The sequence below is a fragment of the Halomonas elongata DSM 2581 genome (assembly GCF_000196875.2).
Classification (GTDB): domain Bacteria; phylum Pseudomonadota; class Gammaproteobacteria; order Pseudomonadales; family Halomonadaceae; genus Halomonas; species Halomonas elongata.
In genome coordinates this window covers 3,993,048-4,014,590 of the sequence record NC_014532.2, presented here as the reverse complement: position 1 = coordinate 4,014,590, position 21,543 = coordinate 3,993,048, and the positions used below count along the sequence as shown (strand labels likewise).

Sequence of the window (21,543 nt, the reverse complement as noted above, 5' to 3'; positions counted from 1 at the left end):
GGGCGATCAGTGCATGTCGTCGTTCGGTTCGTCCTCGGGAAGCTCGGCGATATCCTGGCTCAGGCGCTTGAACTCCTCGTGGAGTTCGATGCCGCGGCGGGCACGCAGGTTGCGTTGGGCAGCGGTACGGGAGCGCTGCTCATGCTCGCTGACTTCCATGCTCATGAATATGTCGAGAAGTTCGCTCTTGACGGAGGTTAACCGTTCGGCTTTACGCATGATCGACTCTCCTGTCTGCAGTGAATGTGCCGGCATCCTGGACGCTGCTCGACACTGCACTTCTTACTATACCCCACTTGACAGAATGATGACGCCACGTCAACCAATGTCTGTATCGTCTCGCTGAACACCCAGGTGCGCATTGCCACACGGCTTGGGGCATACTGTATGCATCGAGATCCTCAATACATGCGCGGGACGCCGAGACAATACCCGCGCGCTGCAACAAGGAGTGCCGCGTGAGCCTTGGCCTGTTCGATGAGATGAGACGCCGCATGGAGCACTTTCGCCGCTCCGAGCAGAAGGTGGCGCGTTTCGTGCTGCGCAATCCCGAAGAAGTTATCCACATGCGCATCGTCGACCTGGCCACCGAGGCCAAGGTCAGCGAACCTACCGTGGTGCGGTTCTGTCGGGCGCTGGGCTGCAACGGTTTTCAGGACTTCAAGCTCAAGCTGGCGCAGATGCTGGCGACGGGCAGCCAGTTCGCCCAGTTCTCGATGAACGACAGCGACTCGGTGGCGGAATTCTCCCAGAGCATCTTCGATTCCACCGTCGGCACCCTGCTCTCGGTACGCGACCGGCTGGACAACGAATCGCTGAGCCAGGCGATCAATGCGCTGGCCATGGCCAATCGCGTGGAATTCTATGGGTTCGGTGCCTCAGGGGCGGTTGCCTTCGATGCCCAGCACAAGTTCTTCCGCCTGCAGATTTCCACGGCCGCCTATAACGATCCGCACATGCAGAACATGTCGGCGGCGACCCTCAAGGAGGGTGATGTGGTCGTGGCGATTTCCCAGACTGGCCGCACTCGGGCGCTGGTAGCCAGCGTGCGCCTGGCGCGCGACGCCGGTGCCACGGTGATCGGCCTGTGCCCGAGTGACTCGCCCCTGGCCGGTGAAGTGACATTGCCGCTTTACATCGATGTGCACGAAGACACCGAGATCTATACTCCGATGAGCTCACGCATCGCCCACCTGGTGCTGATCGATGTGCTGGCGGTGGGCGTGGCCAAGACCCGTGGACCCAAGCTCGCCGAACAGCTCAAGGCAGTGAAACGCAGCCTCAACCCGCTGCGTTTTCCGGAAGAAGACGGAACCTGAGCCGGCCGAGCCGGCTCAGGAGCTGTAAGCCATAAGCTGTAAGTTCCCGGCATAGCAGCGTTCACGAGACGAGAACAACGAGCTTCGAGTCACGAGATTCGAGCGGTGAACGGGATGCTTGACTGTGCGGAGGCTGGGAGTCCGAAGCCCGAAGCTCGGTCCTTATGATAAGCTGTGGCTCCATTTTCCGAGCAGCGATGCCTTCCCCATGGACGACGTCACGGCGATCCTCGATCAGATGAATCCGGCCCAGCGCGAGGCCGTCAGTGCTCCCCAGGGCAACATGCTGGTACTGGCCGGTGCGGGGTCGGGCAAGACGAGGGTCCTGGTACATCGCATCGCCTGGCTGATGCAGGCCGAAGGGCTTTCTCCCTATGCCGTGCTGGCGGTGACTTTCACCAACAAGGCGGCCCGGGAGATGCGCACGCGGCTCGAGGCCTTGCTGGGCATTTCGTTGCGCCATGTCTGGGTGGGAACCTTCCACTCCATCGCTCATCGCCTGTTGCGTACCCATTGGCAGGATGCCCGCCTGCCGCAGCATTTCCAGATCATCGACAGTGACGATCAGCTGCGCCTCATCAAGCGTCTTCTCAAGGACTACAACATCGACGACGAGCGTTATCCGCCGCGTCAGGTGCAGTCCTTCATTTCGGGATGCAAGGAAGAGGGCCTGCGCCCCCATCAGGTGGATGCGCATGGTGATGCCTACCTGTCGCAGATGGTCGAGCTCTATGAGCGTTATCAGTTGACCTGCGAGCGTGGCGGCCTGGTGGACTTCGGTGAGCTGCTGCTGCGCAGTCTGGAGCTGCTGCGCGACAATCCCGCTCTGCTGGCCCATTACCAGGAGCGCTTCGGTCATGTGCTGGTCGACGAGTTCCAGGACACCAATACCCTGCAGTATGCCTGGCTGAAGCTGCTCACCGGCATGCGCACGCCGATGACCGTGGTCGGCGACGACGACCAGTCGATCTATGGCTGGCGTGGGGCGCGCATCGAGAACATCCGCCGCTTCGAGAACGAATTTCCCGACACCAAGCTGGTGCGCCTGGAGCAGAACTATCGTTCCACCAGCGTGATCCTCGATGCCGCCAACGCCCTGATTCGTTACAACGCCGATCGCATGGGCAAGGAGTTGTGGACCGCCGGGGACCATGGCGAGCCTATCTCGGTGTATGGCGGCTTCAATGATCTCGACGAGGCGCGCTATATCGTCGACACCATTCGCGAGCGGGTCGCCGAAGGCATCAATCGCCGCGAGATCGCCATTCTCTATCGCTCCAACGCCCAGTCCCGAGTCATCGAGGAGACTCTTATTCGCCAGGGCGTGCCCTACCGGATCTACGGCGGGCAGCGTTTCTACGAGCGGCTGGAGATCAAGAACGCCCTGGCCTATCTGCGTCTGCTGCTCAACCGCGACGACGATGCCTCCCTGGAGCGGGTGATCAACGTGCCGGCGCGCGGCATCGGCACCCGCACCGTCGAAACCCTGCGCAATCGTGCCCGACAGACCGGGGATTCACTCTGGCAGTCGCTCCACAATGCCACCTCGGATGGCAGCCTGCGCGGGCGTGCCGTCTCGTCGCTGAAGGCCTTCGCCGATCTGATCGAGCAGCTCGACAACGAGGCCGCGGGGCTGTCGCTCCACGAGATCATCGATCGCGTCAACGAGCGTACCGGCCTGGTCGAGCATCACCGCAACGAAAAGGGCGAGAAAGGCCAGGCCAGGGTCGAGAACCTGGAAGAACTGGTCACCGCGGCCAAGGCCTTCACCCAGGGCGAGGCCTTCGAAGGCGTGGAAGCCGGTGAGGGCATGGCCGCCCTGGAAGCCTTCCTGGCCGAAGCGGCGCTCAATGCCGGCGACCACGAGGCCGACGAATTCGAGGACTGCGTGCAACTGATGACGTTGCACTCGGCCAAGGGCCTGGAATTTCCGGTGGTGTTCATGGCCGGCGTGGAGGAAGGCCTCTTCCCGCACAAGATGTCGATGGAAGAGCCCGGGCGTCTCGAGGAGGAGCGTCGGCTCTGCTATGTGGGCATGACACGTGCCATGAAGAAGCTCTATCTCACCCATGCCGAGCTTCGTCGATTGCATGGCAAGGAGACCTTCCAGCGGCCTTCGCGCTTCCTGCGCGAGGTACCCGAGAACTTCATGGAGGAAGTCAGGCTGCGTGGTCAGGTCTCGCGCCCCGTCACCACCTCGCGGCCTTCACCGGGGCTGCAGCAGAACGGTGTCGAGGGCGGGGCGGATTTGCCGTCCCTGTCGCTTGGCCAGCGGGTCAGTCATCCCATCTTCGGCGAGGGAGTGATCCTCAACGCCGAAGGCGAGGGCGAGCGTGCACGCGTCCAGGTCAGCTTCGAGGGCGAGGGCGACAAATGGCTGGTGCTGGGATTCGCCAAGTTGACGCCGTTGTAGTCGATGCCCTTCTAGCGAGGCAAAGGATAGAAAGGCAAAGGCTCTGATGCATCGTCGCGTTCGCGACAAAGGGTGGCTCCAGTGGTTCGCTTGCCGATGAAATCGGCCTTCGCGCATACTGCCTGTCGGACACGGTGCCGCCTGGCACGATGCATAAAAAAAGACCACCAAGGAGCCGCCTCGCCATGGAGCGTCGCAACTTTCTCAAGACCAGTCTCAAGACCCTGGGTGCCGGTACCGCCGGCGTCGTCGCCGCCCCCTTCGTCAACACCGCCAGTGCGCAGGAGACCATCACCTGGAACATGGTGACTTCCTGGCCGAAGAACTTTCCCGCCCTGGGAACCGGCGCGAATGCCTTCGCCGAGCGCATCGAGCGCATGTCGGGCGGGCGCATGCGCGTGAAGGTCCACGGTGCCGGGGAAATGGTGCCGGCCATGGAAGTCTTCGATGCGGTATCGGCCGGCACCGCCGAGATGGGCCACTCTGCGTCCTACTATTGGCGCGGCAAGGTCGCCGCGGCCCAGTTCTTCACTGCCGTGCCCTTCGGCATGACCACCACCGAGACCAATGCCTGGCTGTATGACGGCGATGGCCAGTCGCTGTGGGACGAGGTCTATGCCGAGCACAATCTCAAGCCCTTCCCGGTAGGCAATACCGGCACTCAGATGGCCGGCTGGTTCAAGAAGGAAATCAAGTCGCTGGAGGACATGCAGGGGCTCAAGCTGCGCCTGCCCGGGCTGGCCGGGGAGGCGATGAGCGGCATCGGCGTGACCACCATGACCACACCCGGAAGCGAGATCTTCACCTCCATGCAGACCGGCGTGCTGGATGCGGCCGATTGGGTCGGCCCCTACAACGACTTGGCCTTCGGCCTGCACCAGGTGGCGGATTACTACTACACCTCGGCCTGGAACGAGCCCAGTGCCATTCTGGAGGGAACCGTCAATCTGGACGCCTGGAAGGCGCTGCCGGACGATCTCAAGGCCGTGGTGACGGAAGCGGCGCGGGCCTCCAACCTGGCCATGATCAGCGAGTTCGCGCTGCGTAACGCCGAGGCGCTGAAGACCCTGGTCGACGAGCATGGCGTCAAGCTGCGCACCTTCCCCGACGATGTCATGTCGGCTCTGCACGAATCCTCGAAGGAAGTGCTCCAGAAGCAGATCGACAGCGACGAGGCGTCGCGTCGGGTATACGATTCCTATCGTGCTTTCCAGCAGAAGGTGCGTCCCTTCACCGATGTCGGCGAGTTTGCCTATCTGAAGGCGCGGGACAAGCAACTGGGTTAGGTCTGCACGAAAGCATTCGGCCGCATTTACCCTTCGTAAACGGCGCTTCTTGGGTCGGGCCTAAGCGTCGTTCTGGCGCACGGCCCGGATGCGGCCCTTGTCGTCCAGGGCGACCATCACGAAGCGCGCTTCGGTGACCTTGTGCAGCTCGTTGGGGTCGCGCTCCTGGGGCGAGCGGCTCCAGACCTCGACATCGATCTTGATCGAGCTATGGCCGATCTCGCGGATCTCGGTGAAGATATTGACCATCGACCCCACTCGGACCGGGCAGAGAAAATCCATGGCCTCGATGGCGACGGTGGCAGTACGACCGTGGGCCTCGCGGCCTGCGGCCAGCTCGGCGGCCTGATCCATGTGGCCGACCAGCCAGCCGCCGGGGATGTCGCCGTGGAGATTGGTGTCCTGGCGATTGGCAACCAGCTTCAAGGTCAACTGGCCGCGCGGGGCCGGGATATCATCGAGTTCGCTCATGGGTCGGGGCCTGGCTTATTGTTTTGGGTGAGTTGCTCGGGGTGAGGGGGAAGCTCAAGGAGTGATTCAGCGTTTCCTGATCATCCCGTCCTGGCGAGCCATGATAAACGGCAAGTTCGTGGTCGCTCCACCTTTTGCGGCATCATGTCATGCGAGAGCCCATCAACCGCTTGTTCCGTCGGGAGGACGCATGTCATCCGCCATTCGCCAACGCCTAGGGGCCATCTTGCTGGCCATGAGCGTCATCTGGACTGCGCCGGTGTCGGCCGAGGAACCCGTTGGCACCCTGGGAACCGTGGGCTCCGATACCATGGCAGGGCTGATGTTGCGCTGGGGAGAGCGGTTGGCGCACCGGCATCCGGGCATGCGTCTGCAGCTCCAGGCCAGCGGCTCGGCCAGCGCACCGCCGGCGTTGACCGCCGGGACCACCCTGATAGGCCCCATGTCGCGGCCGATGACCGAAGACGAGAAGGCGGCATTCGAGCATCGTTATGGTTATCCCCCTCGGGCCCTGGTGGTGGCGAGGGATGCGCTGGTCGTGGTGGTGCATCGGCATAATCCGCTGCAGAGCCTGAGTCGCCCGCAACTGGATGCGATCTTCTCGGATGGACGCCGTTGCGGCGCCGAGCATGCTCTGCGCCGCTGGTCGTCATTGATCGATGGGGCGATTCAGGGGCGCATTGCCCTGCATGGACGCAACGCCGTTTCCGGTACGCACGAGCTGTTTCGCCGCGAAGTCCTGTGCAATGGCGCCTTTCGTCCCGAGGTCAGCGAGCACCCCGGCTCTGCCGCCGTGGTTGCGGCGGTGGCCGCGGATCCACGGGCGATCGGCTATGCGGGTCTCAACCACCTGACGCCCGGCGTGCATCCAGTAGCGCTGCGCGGCGCCGACGGCGTCCTGCATCGGCCCGACCCGGCAACGGTGCGGCGTGGCGACTATCCTCTGGCCCGTGATCTGCGGCTTTACGTGAACCTTCCGCCAGGCGAGTCGTTGCCCGATGTCGAGCGTGCCTTCGTCGACCTGATCCTGTCACCGGAAGGCCAGGCAATCGCCGAGGAGCTGGGTTTCGTCGCATTGCCGCAGGAAGTTCTGGAGCGCCAGCGCCGGGAACTCGGTCTGGAAACGCCGGATTCCTGATGGTTGTCACTGCATTGTCATGACTCTGTCGTATTTTTTCGCTACCGCATTCATTCCGTTCTGGATCCGTCATGCAGCACATGCCTTCACCACCCCCTTTGCGTCGGCATTTCCGGCAGACCCGTGACCGCCTGGCCACGGCGCTGATCACTGCCGGTGGTATCGGCGTGATCGCGGCAGTGATGGCCATCGGCGTGTTTCTGGCGGTGGAAGTCGTGCCGCTGTTCTGGTCGTCATCCGGCGACGCGCCCCGGATCAACATGGAAACGCTGTGGCTGCCCCAGACCTATGAAGGCCATCAGACGCCGGTGCATCGTTGGCAGCCCGCCATGGCCGAGGGAGGCGGCGAGCCGCGTTTTGGCATGCTGCCGCTGGTATGGGGAACCCTGGAAGCGGCGATCTGGGCGCTGGTGATCGCCGTGCCGCTGGCGCTGGGAGCGGCGGCGCACTCGGCGCTGTTCATGTCGCGTCGCCTGCGGGCACGCATAAGGCCGACCCTGGAGCTGATGGAGGCCATGCCGGGCGTGGTCATCGGCTTCGTTGCCGGGCTGGTGCTGGCGCCCTGGCTCGACGTCCATCTGGCACAAGGGATGACCCTGCTGTTCATGTTGCCTCTGGGACTGCTGCTCGCCGGAGGGCTGTGGGCGCAACTCGGCGCCGGACTGCGTCGCCGCCTGCCGATGGGATGGGCGGCGTTGTGGCTGTTGCCCTGGTTGTTGCTGTTCTGGTTTCTGTCGTCCTGGTTGGCGCCCTTGCTGGAGGCGTGGTGGTTCGGCGGCGATCTGCGCACCTGGCTGGAGGTCTCCCTGGGACTGGACTACACGAATCGCAACGCGATCATCGTCGGCATGGCGATGGGCTTTGCCGTCGTGCCCAGTATCTATGCGCTGGCCGAGGATGCCCTGTCAGGAGTGCCGAAGAGCCTCGTCGAGGGCGCCGAGGCGCTCGGTGCGACACGCTGGCAGACGCTCTGGAAGGTCGTGCTGCCTGCCGCCGGTCCGGGGGTTCTGTCGGCGGTGATGATCGGTGCCGGCCGGGCCGTGGGGGAAACCATGATCGTGCTGATGGCCAGCGGCAATACCGCGCTGATGACCGCCAGTCCGCTGGATGGCCTGCGCTCGATGGCGGCCAGCATCGCCATCGAACTTCCCGAAGCCGCTCCGGGCGGGACCCATTATCGCCTGCTGCTGCTGGCGGCACTGTTGCTGTTCGTCTTCACCTTCTGCGTCAATACCTTGGCCGAAGTGGTCAGGGCACGGCTGCGCCGTCGCTATCGTCGCATGGAGGGAGTGTCATGAGGGCTCCCTGGCGACGTTCATCGGCGCGCGGCGAAGGGCCCTGGGCCTGGCTGGCCGCCGGCAGTGTGGCGGTGTCGCTGGCACTGCTGGCGGTACTGCTGGGGTTGCTGGCGATGCGTGGGCTCGGGCACTTCTGGCCGGCCGAGGTATCGCTGGTGACGCTCGATGACGGCCAGCAACTGGCCGGTCGTGCGGTCAAGGAGGCGCCCTTGCCCGATGGCGAGGGTCGAGAGCGGCTGTATCGTACCGGCAATCGCGACCTGGATGGCGCCATCTGGCGCTGGGTGGATCTGGACAATATCCGCGAGCTGAGCCAGCCCCCCGAACTGGTAGTCCTGGAACGGCGGCGCTGGAGCGAATTCATCGGACGCCTCGAGGCCATCGAGAGCGAAGATGCAGGGCGGATCGCCGGCGAGTCGGCCTGGACATCCCTCCGGCAGCGCCTGCACTCGCTGGACGCTCGTCGGGCAGAGATCGAGAGCCTGCGCCATCAGACCATCCAACCCCTGGTGCGTCGCCTCGAGACGGGAACGGCGACACCGGAGGAGCACGAAACCCTGACCGGGGCCCAGGCGCGAGTGCGCGAACTGCAGGCCGGCATGCCCGATGACACCCTGGTGCTGGAAACCGTCGATGGCCGGCAGCTACGTCAACCGCTGGCCGGGGTGGTAGGGGCGCTGCGGCCCAATGACATGAACGTGATCGACAAGGGACGCGTCTGGGTCCAGGGCGTCTGGAGCTTCCTCTCCGAGGGGCCGCGTGACGCCAACACGGCCGGTGGCGTCTGGCCGGCGATCTTCGGCACCATCCTGATGGTGGTGCTGATGTCGATCTTCGTGACGCCCTTCGGCGTACTGGCGGCGGTCTATCTCAACGAGGTGGCACACCAGGGCCGCCTGACCCGCTGGGTTCGCATCGGTGTGCGCAACCTGGCCGGCGTACCATCCATCGTCTATGGCGTCTTCGGGCTGGGTGTCTTCGTCTATGGCATCGGTGGTCATCTGGACGACTGGTTCTTCGCGTCGTCGCTGCCGTCGCCGACTTTCGGCACCGGCGGCCTGCTGTGGGCGTCATTGACGCTGGCGCTGTTGACCCTGCCGGTGGTGATCGTCGCCACCGAGGAAGGGCTGGCGCGCATCCCCGAGAGCCAGCGCGAAGGGGCCCTGGCGCTGGGTGCCACCCGGATCGAGATGCTGACCCGTGTGGTGTTGCCCATGGCCATGCCGGCCATGCTGACCGGGGTGATCCTGGCCGTGGCGCGGGCGGCCGGGGAGGTGGCGCCGCTGATGCTGGTCGGTGTCGCCAAGCTGGCACCCCAGGTCCCGGTGGACGGCGAGTTCCCCTTCCTCCATCTTGAGAGAAAGTTCATGCATCTGGGCTATCACATCTTCGACGCGGCTTTCCACGGCGGCGATGTCCAGGCGGCGATGCCGTTGATCTATGCCACGGCACTGCTGCTGGTTCTGGTGATCCTGGTGCTTAACCTGACTGCAATATTTCTGCGTCATTATTTGAGATCGCGCCACGGCACTCTCTCGAAATATTGAGGCAGCACCGTCGCGCCAAGGAAACCTTGATGACTGTCATGCAGGAGACGCGAACCTCGCCGGGAGCGTTCATCGATTTCAGCCCCGATGCCACGAGCCTGGAGGTTCGCGGTTTCGGCTTGCGTTATGGCGACAAGCCGGCACTGACCAACCTGACGTTGCGGGTGCCGCGCCACCGGGTCACGGCCTTCATCGGCCCTTCCGGATGCGGCAAGTCGACGCTGCTGCGGGCGCTCAATCGCCTGCATGACCTCAACGAGGAGGTGACGTGGGAAGGCGATATCCGTCTCGAGGGCCAGGACATCCATGCCCCGGAGGTAGCGGTGGCCGAACTGCGTCGTCGGGTGGGCATGGTCTTCCAGGCGCCCAACCCCTTTCCCATGTCGATCTACGACAACGTGGCTTTCGGGCTGAGGCTGCAGGGGAGAATGCCCAAGCGGCGCATCGACGACATCGTCGAATGGGCGCTGCGCTCGTCGGCCCTGTGGGACGAGGTGAAGGATCGTTTGCGGGCATCCGCCTGGTCATTGTCCGGCGGTCAGCAGCAGCGCCTGGTGATCGCCCGTACCCTGGCCGTGGGCCCCGAGGTGCTGCTGCTCGACGAGCCGGCTTCGGCACTGGATCCGATTTCCACGCTGAAGGTCGAAGAGTTGATTCGCAACCTGAAATCGAGCCTGACCCTGGTGCTGGTCACGCACAACATGCAGCAGGCGGCGCGGGTCTCGGATTACACCGCCTTCCTGCAGAACGGCGAGCTGGTGGAATATGCCCCCACCGATACCCTGTTCACCAACCCGCGTCTCACGCGCACCGAGAATTACATCACCGGACGCATGGCCTGATGGCCCTGCCCCCAGGAGAGTCTGATGGACATCACCAGCGACATTCACAGCCAGCACATTTCTCGCCAGTTCAATCATGAACTCGAGGAGCTCAAGACCCACCTGATGGCCATGGGTGGCCTGGTCGAGAAGCAGGTACAGGACGCGGTGAGCGCTCTGCTCGACGCCGACTCCTCCCTGGCCGAGCGGGTGGTGGACAACGATCGTGCCGTCAACGACATGCAGATCAAGATCGACGACGAGTGCACCCGGGTGCTGGCGCGCCGTCAGCCTGCCGCTTCCGACCTGCGGCTGGTGCTGGCGGTGATCCGCGCCGCCTCCGACCTGGAGCGCATCGGTGACGAGGCCAGCAAGATCGCCCGCAACGCCATCGATCTGATCGAGAACAACGTCGGCAATCGCGGTTTCGTCGAAGTACGCATCATCGGCGAGCACGTACGACGCATGATGCGTGACGCCCTGACGTCCTTCGCCCGCTTCGACACCGAACTGGCGCTGCAGGTCGTGCAGGAAGACGAGCAGGTCGACAGCGAATACCAGACCGCCATGCGTTCGCTGATGACCTTCATGATGGAGGATGCCCGCTCGATCTCGCCGGTGCTCGGTATCATGTGGATCCTGCGCGCTCTGGAGCGAGTCGGCGATCACGCCAACAACCTGGCCGAGTACGTGGTCTATCTGGTCAAGGGGCTCGACATCCGCCACACGGATCCGGATGATCTCGATCAGGAGCTCGGCGAGAAATCTTGACCCGCTACAAAGGCACGTCGGGTTAAGTATCACGCTTCGCCGAGTCGTCTGACAGGCAAGGGGCCGTCGCCACGAGCGGCGGCCCATGTCGTTGTGATCGAGGATATTGAACCGATGCTGGATGCTTTCACGGCGCTGTCCCGGGGGACTCGCCTGGTCTACACGCGCGGGCTGCGCCGCTATGTGTTCCTGCCGATACTCGCCAACCTGCTGGTCTACGGGAGCATGCTGGCCTATGTGCTGGGCAATTTCGGTGGCTGGCTGGACGGCTGGATGGCGATGGTGCCGGGATGGCTCGAGTGGCTCTCCTGGCTGATCTGGCCGCTGTTCGTGATCAGCCTGGTATTGATCGTGTTCTTTACCTTCACCCTGGTGACGCACCTGATCGCCGCGCCCTTCTACGGTTTCCTGGCGGAAAAGGTCGAGATCGAAGTGACAGGGCGCATGCCGCTGGATGATCGCGGTCTGGTGCGTACCGCCATCGATGCCCTTGGCCGCGAGCTGGTCAAGCTGTCCTACATCCTGCCGCGCATGGCGATTCTATTCGTGATCAGCTGGATTCCCGTGATCAACCTGATCGCGCCGCTGCTGTGGGCCGCCTTCACGGCCTGGACCATGGCGATCACCTATCTCGACTATCCCATGGACAACAACAAGGTGAGCTTCGCCGACATGCGTCGACGGCTGGCGGCGCGTCGCTGGCCGACCCTCACCTATGGCGGCTGGGTGACGCTGATCACCTGGGTACCGCTGGCCAATCTCTTCCTGCTGCCCGGTGCCGTGGCCGCCGCGGTGCTGATGTGGGATCGCCATTATCGGGAGCTCGGCCCGCTCGGCAATGGCGCCGCGCCGCCTCGGCCACGCTGAGCCGCTGTGTCCCCGCTTCAGGCCTGCCGCTGGCGCCCGCTGTCGTGTTCGGCGTCGGCGAGCCGTGTAGCGGGGAATACGCAGCGAAAGACAGCGCCTTCGCCGGGATGGGAGTCGATCTCGAGTCGCGCGTCATGGCGCAGCAGTACGTGCTTGACGATGGCCAGGCCCAGGCCGGTGCCGCCGGTGGCGGTGCTGCGGCCCTTGTCGACCCGGTAGAAGCGCTCGGTGAGACGCGGAATGTGGTGCGGGTCGATGCCCTCGCCGTCGTCTTCCACTTCCAGGCAGGCACCGTCCGCGTGGCGCGTCCAGCGCAGCACGATATGGCTCTGTTCGCCGGCGTAGCGCACGGCGTTGAAGGCGAGATTGGAGAGCGCGCTGTGGATTTCCTTCTCGCTGCCGACCAGGCGGCGGGGCTCATCGATCTCCACGTCGATCTGGTGCTGGCCGCTGGAAAGCGCCTCGGCATCGCGGCGGACATTGTCCAGCAGGCCGCTCAGCTCGATGGGGGTATCGTCCTGGCCGCCCTGGTCGATCTCGAGACGTGACAGCAACAGCAGGTCGTTGACCAGGTTCTGCATGCGTGTCGTCTGGCTTCTCATCTGCTCGAAACCACGTCCCATCCGGCCGGGCAACTGGTCAGCCATGTCGCCATAGGTTTCCAGATAGCCGCTCAGTACCGTCAGCGGCGTTCGCAGCTCGTGGGAGACGTTGGCCACGAAGTCGCGGCGCATCTGCTCGAGACGATGCAGGCGGGTGATGTCGCGGGCCATCACCAGGCGTTCGTCGTCACCGTAGAGGGTGATCTGGAACTGCAGGATCATCTGCTCGTCGATGGGGGAGCTCAGCGTCAAAGGCTCGCGATAGTCGCGAGCCTGGAAGTAGTCGATGAAGCGTGGATCGCGCAGCAGGTTGGTGATGTGCTGGCCTCGATCATGGGCGGGCTTGAGCCCCAGCATGCGCTCGGCGGCACTGTTCCACCATTCCATGTCGCCGTGACGGTCGAGCATGACCACGCTGTCGCGCATCGCCTCGGAGGACTCCTGGATCCGTCTCAGGGTGTCGCGCAGGCGCCGCTGAGTGATGCGCTGGCCCTTCTGGTAGCGATACAGGCGATCGAACAGCTCGCCCCACAGACCCGAGGCGGAGGGGGGCTCGTCATGAGGATGCTGGGCCAGCCATTCGTGCAGGGCGTGCAACTGACGCAGCTGATAGGCCAGCTGGAGCGCCAGGGCGACCGCGATGCCGGTGCCGATGGCGGAGAAGGGCCAGCCGATCAATGCGCCGATGGCGGTCAGTCCCGCCAGGCGCCACAGTTCGCGTTTCCAGAGGTGCCGCACGTTAGCCCTTGGTGGAGAAACGGTAGCCCGTACCACGCACGGTCTGGATCAACTGTTGGTACGGGTCGCCCAGTGCCTTGCGCAGGCGGCGGATGTGCACGTCCACGGTTCGCTCCTCGACATAGACATTGCCTCCCCAGACCTGGTCGAGCAACTGCCCACGGGTGTAGGCGCGTTCCTGGTGAGTCATGAAGAACTGCAACAGCCGATATTCGGTGGGGCCGACTTCCAGGGAGTTGCCATCGACGCTGACCCGGTGGCTGACCGGATCGAGCAGCAGGCCATCGACTTCCACCGGATCCTCGACGCCATGAGGTGTCGAACGGCGCAGCACCGCCTTGAGGCGGGCCACCAGTTCCCGGGGCGAGAAGGGCTTGGTGATATAGTCGTCGGCGCCAGCGTCGAGTCCCTGGATCTTGTTGTCTTCCTCGCTCTTGGCGGTCAGCATGATGATCGGCATTTCAGCGGTGGTTTCCTCGCGCTTCAGACGGCGCGCGAGTTCGATGCCGCTGGTACCGGGCATCATCCAGTCGAGCAGGACCAGGTCGGGCTGGTGGTCGACGATCATGGCGTGGGCGGCCTGGGCATTGTCCGCTTCCAGGACATGATAGTCGGCCATTTCCAGCGCGACGGCGATCATTTCGCGGATCGGCGCTTCATCATCGACGATCAGTACGGTCTTGGCGGTCATCCCGGGGCCTCATGGTCAATGACAAGTCGGTGACGATGACAGCACTTCTTTATGACAATAACGTGACAAGCACGGCTTGTCGCCTCCCCGTTCGTACCGTGGGCTACCGTCATCGAGGCTGACGAGCGATATCGCCAACGGCGATAGCTCCGCCGCCGTTGGTCATGATCTCAGCCGCCGAGGTTGGGCCACCAGGACAGTCCGATACCCGCGAACACCAGCAGGCCCGACCAGTGATTGTTGAGAAATGCCTGGAAGCAGCGGTCGCGATCCCGGCCATGAATCAGGCGCTGCTGGTGCACGAAGGTCGCTGCCATGGCGGCGAGCCCCAGCCAGAAAAAACCGCCCAGGCCCAGGGAGCGGCCGACCCAGGCCAGCAGCGCCAGGGTGACGAGCTGCAGCAGGCCGATCATCAGCTTGTCGGCGCGGCCGAACAGCACGGCGGTGGACTTGATGCCGATCTTCAGGTCATCGTCCCGGTCGACCATGGCATATTCGGTGTCGTAGGCCACGGTCCAGGCCACATTGGCCGCCAGCAACAGCCAGGCTTCGGCGGGAATGTAGCCGAGCACTGCGCCGAATGCCATGGGAATGCCCCAGGAAAAGGCCGCCCCCAAGAATACCTGGGGCAGGTGGGTATAGCGCTTCATGAAGGGGTAGATGAAGGCCAGAAAGACACCGCCGAACGACAGCATCACCGTGAAGGGATTGGTGAGCCACACCAGGGCGAAGGCGAGCAATACCAGGATGACGAACAGCCCTTTCGCCTCCCGCTCGCTGATCCGCCCCGTGGCCAGGGGGCGGTTGCGGGTGCGCTTGACGTGACCGTCGAAATGGCGGTCGGCGTAATCGTTGACCACGCAGCCCGCGGCGCGCATCAGATAGACGCCGACCACGAAGACCAGCACGATCTTGCGTTCGGGCACCCCCTGAGCCGCCATCCAGAGCGCCCAGAGTGTCGGCCACATCAGCAGCCAGGTACCGATCGGGCGGTCGAGGCGGGTGAGGTGCAGGAAATCGGGGAGTCGGGCCAGCCCGGAAGGGCGCATCAGGGATGAATCCATCAGGTTCTCTCGCATGGAGGCGGCCCTGCCGGAGGCTTCATCCGGGGTGGAGAGCGCGGCGGGCGTGGACACGGTTGGCAGTCACTTTTCCGAGTGACATAGCCTAACGTGAAGGCAGCCCAAGATCATCCACCATCGCCTGCTGAAAGAACTCCTGGACGAGTACCGTGAAACGAGCGTGTCGCAGCACCGAACGGCGCCCCCAGGGGCCTTCGGCCTCGCGGAAGGGACCCGGGGACGCACAGATCTCGATCGGCCCGCGTTCGAGGTCGGGTTGGCGGAACAGCCAGCTGCCCATGGAACGCTCGCCGAGTCGCTCAAGCCGGTGTTGAGCATGGGAAGGGCTCAGCGGTGCCACCGAACGAGCCATGACCCAGGGACGGTCGTCGAGGCACAACGCCACCTCGCGCACCCAGGCGAGCCGGTGCTTCGCCAGGCCCAGTGCCAGGGCTTCATCGCGACTCGGGTATCCATGACACTGATCGAGCAATCGAACCCGAAAATGGCGCGGTCGGCCGGCCTCGACCAATCGTTCGGTCAGCGAGTCGCGGGAGGCCAGCCACTCCCACCAGTTGGGGCTCATGTCCGGACGAGCCGCCATCAGGGGGCGCCATCGAGGTTCGAGTGATGGGCCGTTGCGCAATTGAGGCTCTCCGCGTCCAATCCTGGGGCCCGCTAGTGTACCATGGCGGGCCGAGATTCCGCTCCGTGGTGGGCCCTGGCGGCCCGTGCAACGAGGATTTCCATGACCGCTCCCCTGACCCTTATCGGCTCCGGCATGGCCGGTCTCGGCCTGGTGCGCCAACTGCGTGCCCTGCAGCCGGAGCGGCCGATTACGCTGATTACTGCCGACAGCGGCGACGACTACTCCAAGCCGATGTTGTCCACCGGCTTCTCCAAGCGCTTGCCTCCCGAGCGTCTGGCGAGCCGCTCCGCCTTCGAGGTCGCCGAGGAACTCAATGTGGTGGTGCGCACCCAGACCCGGGTCGATGCCATCGACCCGGCGAAGCGCCTGTTGAGCCTCGGCGCCGAACGCTTGCCCTATGACGAACTGGTGCTGGCCACCGGCGCGGTACCCACGCCGCCCTTCGCCATTCTCGAGGCCCTGACCGGTCGGGTCTTCACCATCAATGACCTGGACGATTATCGCGCCTTCCATGCCGCCCTGGAGGCGCTGGGCAGGCCGGCCAGGGTGGCCGTCGTCGGCATCGGCCTGGTGGGCTGCGAGTACGCCAATGACCTGACCGCGGGCGGGCATGCCGTCGAGATGATCGCGCCGGAAGCCGCGCCCCTGCCGCGTCTGCTGCCGGAGCCCTTGGGGCATGCTCTCGGCGAAGCCTTCCTCGAGGCCGGCATCGCGCTGCGCACTGGCCGCAGCGTGGTGGAACTGCGCGATGAGGGTGCCCGGGTAGGCGTGAGCCTCGACGATGGTGCCGCTCTCGAGGCCGATCTGGTGCTGGTGGCCACCGGGCTACGACCGCGCAGCGAGCTTGCCGAGGCGGCAGGGCTGTCGGTCGCCCCCGAGGGCATACGCACCGATCGTTATCTCACCACCTCTGCGCCCGGTATCCACGCCCTGGGGGACGTGGCCTGCGTCGACGGCGTCAATGCCATGTATGTCCAGCCGCTGCAGGCCAGCGCCAAGGCACTGGCGGCGACGCTGGCCGGCACGCCCACCGCCGTGCATTATGGACCCTGGCCGGTACTGGTGAAGACGCCGTTGCTGCCCGTGGTCTCGCTGCCTCCGAAGGAAGAACCGAGGCGTTGGCGCATCGAGGGCGAAGGCCGGAATTTGAGTGCCCTGGCCGAAGACGCAGACGGACGTTTGATCGGATTTGCGTTGACAGGAAGCCAGGTGCGTCGGAAAGTCGAACTGGCGCGGATCGCTCCGCCGTTGCTAGGCTAGAGTCGTCGTCGACGGCGCCACCCGGTGTCTCCGGTTGTCGGCCGTTGCCAGCGGGCACCATTGGCGTGTCACGAATGCGGCTTCGCCCATGGGAGGCGGACCCTTGTCGATAAGGGGCCGATGGCCCGTCAGCGGGCGGAGCGGGACGATTCATGATCACAATGCATGACCGAAGAACAATAGTGCCGGTGGGCCGACACCGGTAGGATGTCAAACAAGGAGGGCTGTATGCGCAAACCAGAACTCGCCGCGGCGATTGCCGAGCGTGCCGATCTATCCAAGGACAAGGCCAGTCAGGTACTCAATGTCATTCTCGATGAGATTACCGGCAGTGTGTCCGATGGGAAGGATGTGTCATTGATCGGCTTTGGAACCTTCACCGTGCGCGAGCGAGCTGCCCGCACCGGCAAGAACCCCCAGACCGGTGAGCCGCTCACCATCCCGGCCAGCAAGACGGTGGCCTTCAAGCCGGGCAAGGGGCTCAAGGACGCTGTCACCAAGTAACGATGACCCGTCCCGTCGTGTCCCGGCACGGTCCGCCGCTCTGGCGGGCCGTGAATTTCCCTCCCGAACCACCTCGGATATCCCTACATGAAGCTTCGAGTGATGTTGTGGCTGCTGGGGGTGATGCTCAAGCGGGCCCTGCGCCGCAAGCCCCGATTCCGTGAACGTCTGACCGAGATGCGCGGACTGGACTGGGGCATTGCCACCGAGGACCTCTCCATCGCCCGGCACTATCGGATGTCGCCGAAGGGCATCGAGAGCGGTACCGGCCTCCCGGTGGATCTCGACCTCGAGCTGCGTTTCGAGGATGCCGCCTCCGCCGTACGCATTCTCCGCAAACCGACCCAGCAGGCCTTCCTCGACGGCATGATGGCGGGCCGGGTTCGGCTGGTCGGCGATTCCGGCGATCTGACTCGATTGCAGAAGCTGCTGCGCGATATTTGAGCAGGCGCTGCCGGGGAGTCGGCGAACTGCACAGAAGGCGTTATACTAAAGTCTAGTATTTGGTCGCCGTCCAGACTGGCGCCGCGCTTTCCATGACCCCACGGAGCCTATGCTGCCGCCTTCTCTCTCCCATACCCTGCGTCGCCTCTGGACCCTGGAGTCCTTCGCCTACAGCCTGCGCGTCTTCATCGCCCTGACCGGCACCGTCATCCTGTGCTGGTGGCGCAATGACATGAGCAGCCTGATTCCGCTGTTTTTGGGCATCATTGCCAGCGCACTGGCCGAGACCGACGATCACTGGCGGGATCGGCTGCGGGCCTTGCTGGTAACCCTGTGCTGCTTCACGGTGGCATCGCTGGCGGTGGAGCTGTTATTCGACAAGCCCGGTTGGTTCGCCCTCGGACTGGCATTGGCGACCTTCGCCATGACCATGCTCGGTGCGGTGAATCAGCGCTATGCGACCATTGCCAGCGCCACCCTGATCCTGGCGATCTACACCATGATCAGCCTCGAACATCGCAGCACCCCGGCTCTGGGCGATGTCTGGCGCGAACCGGCCCTGCTGGTCGCCGGCGCTGCCTGGTATGGCGCTATCTCGGTCGCCTGGTGCGCACTCTTCTCGCGTCAGCCCCTGAAGCTTTCCCTGGCACGGGTCTTCCGCGAACTGGGGCGTTACCTGGCGCTCAAGTCGGCGCTTTTCGAGCCGTTGCGCGACCTGGATGTCGAGGAACGTCGCCTGGCCCTGGCCCGGCAGAATGGCCGCGTGGTCGAGGCACTCAACCAGGCCAAGGAAATGATCTTCCGCCGTCTGCAAGGTGCCCGGGGGAGCGGCAAGCTGGATCGTTACCTGCAGCTTTATTTCATCGCCCAGGACATTCATGAGCGCGCCAGTTCGACGCATTATCCCTATGGGGAACTGACCGAAGCGTTCTTCCACCACGATGTGCTGTTTCGTGCCCAGCGCCTGCTCGATCAGCAGGGGCAGGCCTGTCGGGCGTTGGCCAGCTCTCTCTTGCTCAATCGTACCTTCGAGCACGCACGCAGCGAACGGGCGCTGGAGGATCTGAATGCCTCGCTCGCCCATCTCGAGGAACAGGATCGCCCGGAGTGGCGCTCTCTGCTTCCTTTTCTGAGTGCGCTGGCCGATAACCTGGCGACCCTGGAGCAGTGCCTGGCTCGCGCCAGCAATCCCGAAACCATGTCCTCACGGGCGGACATGGCCCTCTACGACCGCACGCCCCATGGCGCGCGAGACGTCGGGGAGCGCATCCTCGATCAACTGACGCCGCGTTCGGCGGTATTTCGCCACGCCGTACGTCTGACCGTGACCCTGCTGGTGGGGTATGGCGTGCTGCATCTGATCCACCCCACCCAAGGGTACTGGATCCTGCTGACCAGCCTCTTCGTCTGCCGACCGAGCTTCGGGGCGACACGACGCTTCCTGAAACAGCGCATTCTGGGCACCGTGGTCGGCCTGGTGGCCGGCTGGGCGGTGATCACCCTGTTTCCTGCCGCGTCGATCCAGACGGCCATCGCGGTACTGGCCGGAGTGGCCTTCTTCGCCCTGCGTGGACGACGCTACCTGCTCGCCACGGCCTCGATCACCCTGATGGTGCTGTGCTGCTTCAACCAGGTGGGCGATGGCTTCGGACTAATCTGGCCGCGGCTGTTCGATACCCTGCTGGGCGCCGGCATCGCGGGACTGGCAGTGTTGCTAATCCTGCCCGACTGGCAAGGGCGTCGTCTTCACCATCAGGCGGCGGCCACCCTGGATGCCAGCCGTGCCTATCTCATTGCGATCATCGACCAGTATCGTCATGGCAAGCGTGACGACCTCGGGTATCGGTTGGCACGACGCAATGCCCACAATGCCGATGCCGAACTCTCCACACTGCTCGGCAATGTGCTGCAGGAACCGGAGTTCTTCCGCCGGGATGCCGACATCGGCCTGCGCTTCCTGCTGCACTCGCATACCCTGCTCAACTATCTTTCGGCCCTCGGTGCTCACCGCGACGAGCGGGCAACGTCATTCGACGACTCGCTCGAGGCGGCGGCCGAAGCCATCGAGGCATCGCTGGGGGAACTGGCGAACGGCCTGAGCACGCGCGCGCCGGTATCCGAGGACGACGAGGCCCTGTCGACAGGGCTCGCTTCCCTGGACACCGAACCTGCCTCGGACGAGCCCCCGCTGTTGCGCACCCAACTGGGGCTGATCGGTCAGCAGTTGGTGCCATTGCGCCAGGCGGCGGCGAGACTCGATCATTCCGATGAGTCAGAAGGTGCCTGAGTCAGGAGGGTGAATCTCTTACATCATGTGTGCCTGATGTACTATTTCTATCATTAAGGAGTGCATCATACTCACTTGGGGAAGGCCATGAATGATGCGTCGGACACGGCTGCGTACTACGGATGCCTGTCCTAAGGGATTGAAAATGCCGGTAAAAAGGATATGGAAGCGTTCTACTACCGGATGGCCGGGAGTGACATTGCTTACCATCTTCCAGTTTGCTTTAGTCGTGGCGATGATCAATGACATCACGATCACCCAGCTTCCACCTGAAAGCGTTTATGGAAGCTTAGACAAGGAAGTCTCAGTACACCCGGAGAATGCTTCATGGTGGCTATATCTCGTGGGTGTCGTTGTTATGGTTCTGGGATGTTCCACATTTTTCTGGAGACCCTTTGGGAATATCCGGGAAAATGTTGCAGCAATGTTTTTTCTAGGGGGCGTGCCTGCGCTTTTTTCCATTGTGATAATGGCTTATGTTCTGAAAAGTCTCTAGTAAATTAAGTTTCGGTATTTGTTTTAATGAATTTTTTGGTGGGGGTTCTTGAGTATTAGGTGGGTTGATTTTTCCGATGATTGAGAGTCTTGATTAACAAGGTAATTTATGAGGTCAGTCGTTTATCTAAGAATGGTTTTGGGTTGTGTAGGAATAATGCTTTCTTCTATGGCATTGGCCGATGTGGTGGAATCGGAGCCGGATGTGGAGGGTCATCAAGCGTCCTTTGAATGGAAGGAGGCTGGAAATGCTGTGAGAGATGGTGATAAAAAACTATTGAGAGATATTATCGAGTCTCATCAAGGTTTCGTTAATAAAGTAGTTGATGGCGATTTCACTCTACTGGGAATTGCTGCGGGGGAAGGTGATTACGAGCTCGTGAAAGAGCTTGTGAAAAATGGTGCAGATCCCGATATAGCACATGGCAGCGCGCTGTATAAAGCAATGCCTGGAACTTTGAGGCCACACAGCAAGGAGGAAATTGAGAAACGATTGAAGATCGTACTATATTTGATTCGGCAAGGAGCAAGCCTGAATCATGAAACACCGATAAGTAACACTGGGGTGTCGCTTGCTGAAGCCTATATAATGGGAGTTTGTGATAAAGGTAACAATCCTGGATATGCTACAGATTTTTTGAAAAGGCATGGGTTTGAGTATTCGGTTGCTCCCTTGTTTCGTGCTAACTATGTGCATATTGCGACCCTGACGCAAGAGGAGTATGGCCAGTATGGGAAGGATCGGGAATGCGTGGATTTCATGTTTCGCGCCACAGGAGGAAAGGGAGTGAGCCCTTATGATGAACCGGTGCTGATCTATAAGGTTCAAGAGCCAGGAAAGTGGTCTATGCCATAGGCTGGTTTTCGAAATAGGACGTCGA

At 63.1% G+C, this 21,543-nt stretch carries 21 protein-coding genes; 15 read left to right on the top strand and 6 right to left on the bottom strand.

All coding sequences use genetic code 11. The annotated features are described in order from the left end of the window. Nucleotides 1-6: 6 nt before the first annotated feature. Nucleotides 7-219, bottom strand: coding sequence for a PA3496 family putative envelope integrity protein (locus HELO_RS18840; protein WP_013334182.1), 213 nt, complete (start codon nt 217-219; stop codon nt 7-9). Nucleotides 220-458: 239 nt separating this feature from the next. On the opposite strand from HELO_RS18840, the gene hexR reads away from it, so the two are divergent. From hexR to HELO_RS18825, 3 genes are all read left to right on the top strand, one after another. Further along, entirely contained in the window at nt 459-1,319 is an 861-nt protein-coding gene (hexR, locus tag HELO_RS18835; protein ID WP_013334181.1) for a transcriptional regulator HexR, read from the top strand. Nucleotides 1,320-1,527: 208 nt separating this feature from the next. Beyond that, nucleotides 1,528-3,732: a DNA helicase II gene (gene uvrD, locus HELO_RS18830; RefSeq protein WP_041602287.1), complete on the top strand. Its 2,205-nt coding sequence runs from the start codon at nt 1,528-1,530 to the stop codon at nt 3,730-3,732. Between the two features lie 185 nt (nt 3,733-3,917). Next, nucleotides 3,918-5,018, top strand: coding sequence for a TRAP transporter substrate-binding protein (locus HELO_RS18825; RefSeq protein ID WP_013334179.1), 1,101 nt, complete (start codon nt 3,918-3,920; stop codon nt 5,016-5,018). A gap of 60 nt (nt 5,019-5,078) precedes the next feature. Here the strand turns inward: HELO_RS18825 and HELO_RS18820 are convergent, their stop codons facing one another. Further along, nucleotides 5,079-5,489: an acyl-CoA thioesterase gene (locus HELO_RS18820; RefSeq protein WP_013334178.1), complete on the bottom strand. Its 411-nt coding sequence runs from the start codon at nt 5,487-5,489 to the stop codon at nt 5,079-5,081. A 190-nt stretch (nt 5,490-5,679) separates the two neighbouring features. Between HELO_RS18820 and HELO_RS18815 the strand changes: the two genes are divergently transcribed. The 6 genes from HELO_RS18815 (at nt 5,680) to cysZ (ending at nt 11,931) form a co-directional block, all read left to right on the top strand. Next, on the top strand, nt 5,680-6,627 hold the full coding sequence (locus tag HELO_RS18815) for a phosphate ABC transporter substrate-binding protein (RefSeq protein ID WP_013334177.1): 948 nt from the start codon (nt 5,680-5,682) through the stop codon (nt 6,625-6,627). Between the two features lie 71 nt (nt 6,628-6,698). After that, nucleotides 6,699-7,925: an ABC transporter permease subunit gene (locus HELO_RS18810; protein WP_013334176.1), complete on the top strand. Its 1,227-nt coding sequence runs from the start codon at nt 6,699-6,701 to the stop codon at nt 7,923-7,925. Beyond that, nucleotides 7,922-9,472 carry a phosphate ABC transporter permease PstA gene (gene pstA, locus HELO_RS18805; RefSeq protein ID WP_013334175.1) on the top strand — a complete coding sequence of 517 codons (1,551 nt, stop codon included), beginning with the start codon at nt 7,922-7,924 and terminating at the stop codon, nt 9,470-9,472. Before HELO_RS18810 ends, pstA begins: the two co-directional genes overlap by 4 nt. Nucleotides 9,473-9,501: 29 nt before the next feature. Continuing rightward, nucleotides 9,502-10,314, top strand: coding sequence for a phosphate ABC transporter ATP-binding protein PstB (pstB, locus tag HELO_RS18800; RefSeq protein WP_013334174.1), 813 nt, complete (start codon nt 9,502-9,504; stop codon nt 10,312-10,314). A 24-nt stretch (nt 10,315-10,338) separates the two neighbouring features. Next, nucleotides 10,339-11,064, top strand: coding sequence for a phosphate signaling complex protein PhoU (phoU, locus tag HELO_RS18795; protein ID WP_013334173.1), 726 nt, complete (start codon nt 10,339-10,341; stop codon nt 11,062-11,064). A 114-nt stretch (nt 11,065-11,178) separates the two neighbouring features. Beyond that, nucleotides 11,179-11,931, top strand: coding sequence for a sulfate transporter CysZ (cysZ, locus tag HELO_RS18790; RefSeq protein WP_013334172.1), 753 nt, complete (start codon nt 11,179-11,181; stop codon nt 11,929-11,931). A gap of 17 nt (nt 11,932-11,948) precedes the next feature. Here cysZ and phoR read toward each other — a convergent pair whose 3' ends face one another. The 4 genes from phoR to HELO_RS18770 form a co-directional block, all read right to left on the bottom strand. Beyond that, nucleotides 11,949-13,271, bottom strand: coding sequence for a phosphate regulon sensor histidine kinase PhoR (gene phoR / locus HELO_RS18785; protein WP_013334171.1), 1,323 nt, complete (start codon nt 13,269-13,271; stop codon nt 11,949-11,951). A 1-nt stretch (nt 13,272) separates the two neighbouring features. After that, nucleotides 13,273-13,962, bottom strand: a complete 690-nt coding sequence (phoB, locus tag HELO_RS18780; RefSeq protein ID WP_013334170.1) for a phosphate regulon transcriptional regulator PhoB — start codon at nt 13,960-13,962, stop codon at nt 13,273-13,275. A 170-nt stretch (nt 13,963-14,132) separates the two neighbouring features. After that, entirely contained in the window at nt 14,133-15,026 is an 894-nt protein-coding gene (gene ubiA / locus HELO_RS18775; protein ID WP_041602286.1) for a 4-hydroxybenzoate octaprenyltransferase, read from the bottom strand. A 103-nt stretch (nt 15,027-15,129) separates the two neighbouring features. Further along, nucleotides 15,130-15,627 (bottom strand): chorismate--pyruvate lyase family protein, encoded by a 498-nt coding sequence (locus HELO_RS18770; RefSeq protein ID WP_049786265.1) that lies wholly within the window; start codon nt 15,625-15,627, stop codon nt 15,130-15,132. 144 nt (nt 15,628-15,771) lie between these two features. On the opposite strand from HELO_RS18770, the gene HELO_RS18765 reads away from it, so the two are divergent. The 6 genes from HELO_RS18765 to HELO_RS19260 all read left to right on the top strand — a co-directional run bounded on the left by HELO_RS18765 (nt 15,772) and on the right by HELO_RS19260 (nt 21,518). Beyond that, entirely contained in the window at nt 15,772-16,932 is a 1,161-nt protein-coding gene (locus tag HELO_RS18765) for an NAD(P)/FAD-dependent oxidoreductase (RefSeq protein WP_013334168.1), read from the top strand. Nucleotides 16,933-17,160: 228 nt separating this feature from the next. After that, nucleotides 17,161-17,436, top strand: a complete 276-nt coding sequence (locus HELO_RS18760; protein ID WP_013334167.1) for an HU family DNA-binding protein — start codon at nt 17,161-17,163, stop codon at nt 17,434-17,436. An 87-nt stretch (nt 17,437-17,523) separates the two neighbouring features. Next, complete coding sequence (locus HELO_RS18755) at nt 17,524-17,880, top strand: hypothetical protein (RefSeq protein ID WP_013334166.1); 357 nt, start codon at nt 17,524-17,526, stop codon at nt 17,878-17,880. A 109-nt stretch (nt 17,881-17,989) separates the two neighbouring features. Further along, nucleotides 17,990-20,167, top strand: a complete 2,178-nt coding sequence (gene yccS / locus HELO_RS18750; RefSeq protein ID WP_013334165.1) for a YccS family putative transporter — start codon at nt 17,990-17,992, stop codon at nt 20,165-20,167. A gap of 91 nt (nt 20,168-20,258) precedes the next feature. After that, nucleotides 20,259-20,663: a hypothetical protein gene (locus HELO_RS19265; protein ID WP_157953438.1), complete on the top strand. Its 405-nt coding sequence runs from the start codon at nt 20,259-20,261 to the stop codon at nt 20,661-20,663. Between the two features lie 168 nt (nt 20,664-20,831). Continuing rightward, nucleotides 20,832-21,518, top strand: a complete 687-nt coding sequence (locus HELO_RS19260; protein WP_157953437.1) for an ankyrin repeat domain-containing protein — start codon at nt 20,832-20,834, stop codon at nt 21,516-21,518. The last annotated feature ends 25 nt before the right edge of the window (nt 21,519-21,543 follow it).

Bases quoted from the DNA above. Each gene is read 5' to 3' on its own strand.
- HELO_RS18840 (WP_013334182.1), bottom strand. From the start codon at position 219: ATGCGTAAAGCCGAACGGTTAACCTCCGTCAAGAGCGAACTTCTCGAC.
- uvrD (WP_041602287.1), top strand. From the start codon at position 1,528: ATGGACGACGTCACGGCGATCCTCGATCAGATGAATCCGGCCCAGCGC.
- HELO_RS18825 (WP_013334179.1), top strand. From the start codon at position 3,918: ATGGAGCGTCGCAACTTTCTCAAGACCAGTCTCAAGACCCTGGGTGCC.
- HELO_RS18820 (WP_013334178.1), bottom strand. From the start codon at position 5,489: ATGAGCGAACTCGATGATATCCCGGCCCCGCGCGGCCAGTTGACCTTG.
- HELO_RS18815 (WP_013334177.1), top strand. From the start codon at position 5,680: ATGTCATCCGCCATTCGCCAACGCCTAGGGGCCATCTTGCTGGCCATG.
- HELO_RS18810 (WP_013334176.1), top strand. From the start codon at position 6,699: ATGCAGCACATGCCTTCACCACCCCCTTTGCGTCGGCATTTCCGGCAG.
- pstA (WP_013334175.1), top strand. From the start codon at position 7,922: ATGAGGGCTCCCTGGCGACGTTCATCGGCGCGCGGCGAAGGGCCCTGG.
- pstB (WP_013334174.1), top strand. From the start codon at position 9,502: ATGACTGTCATGCAGGAGACGCGAACCTCGCCGGGAGCGTTCATCGAT.
- phoU (WP_013334173.1), top strand. From the start codon at position 10,339: ATGGACATCACCAGCGACATTCACAGCCAGCACATTTCTCGCCAGTTC.
- cysZ (WP_013334172.1), top strand. From the start codon at position 11,179: ATGCTGGATGCTTTCACGGCGCTGTCCCGGGGGACTCGCCTGGTCTAC.
- phoB (WP_013334170.1), bottom strand. From the start codon at position 13,962: ATGACCGCCAAGACCGTACTGATCGTCGATGATGAAGCGCCGATCCGC.
- ubiA (WP_041602286.1), bottom strand. From the start codon at position 15,026: ATGGATTCATCCCTGATGCGCCCTTCCGGGCTGGCCCGACTCCCCGAT.
- HELO_RS18770 (WP_049786265.1), bottom strand. From the start codon at position 15,627: ATGGCGGCTCGTCCGGACATGAGCCCCAACTGGTGGGAGTGGCTGGCC.
- HELO_RS18765 (WP_013334168.1), top strand. From the start codon at position 15,772: ATGACCGCTCCCCTGACCCTTATCGGCTCCGGCATGGCCGGTCTCGGC.
- HELO_RS18760 (WP_013334167.1), top strand. From the start codon at position 17,161: ATGCGCAAACCAGAACTCGCCGCGGCGATTGCCGAGCGTGCCGATCTA.
- HELO_RS18755 (WP_013334166.1), top strand. From the start codon at position 17,524: ATGAAGCTTCGAGTGATGTTGTGGCTGCTGGGGGTGATGCTCAAGCGG.
- yccS (WP_013334165.1), top strand. From the start codon at position 17,990: ATGCTGCCGCCTTCTCTCTCCCATACCCTGCGTCGCCTCTGGACCCTG.
- HELO_RS19265 (WP_157953438.1), top strand. From the start codon at position 20,259: ATGATGCGTCGGACACGGCTGCGTACTACGGATGCCTGTCCTAAGGGA.
- HELO_RS19260 (WP_157953437.1), top strand. From the start codon at position 20,832: ATGGCATTGGCCGATGTGGTGGAATCGGAGCCGGATGTGGAGGGTCAT.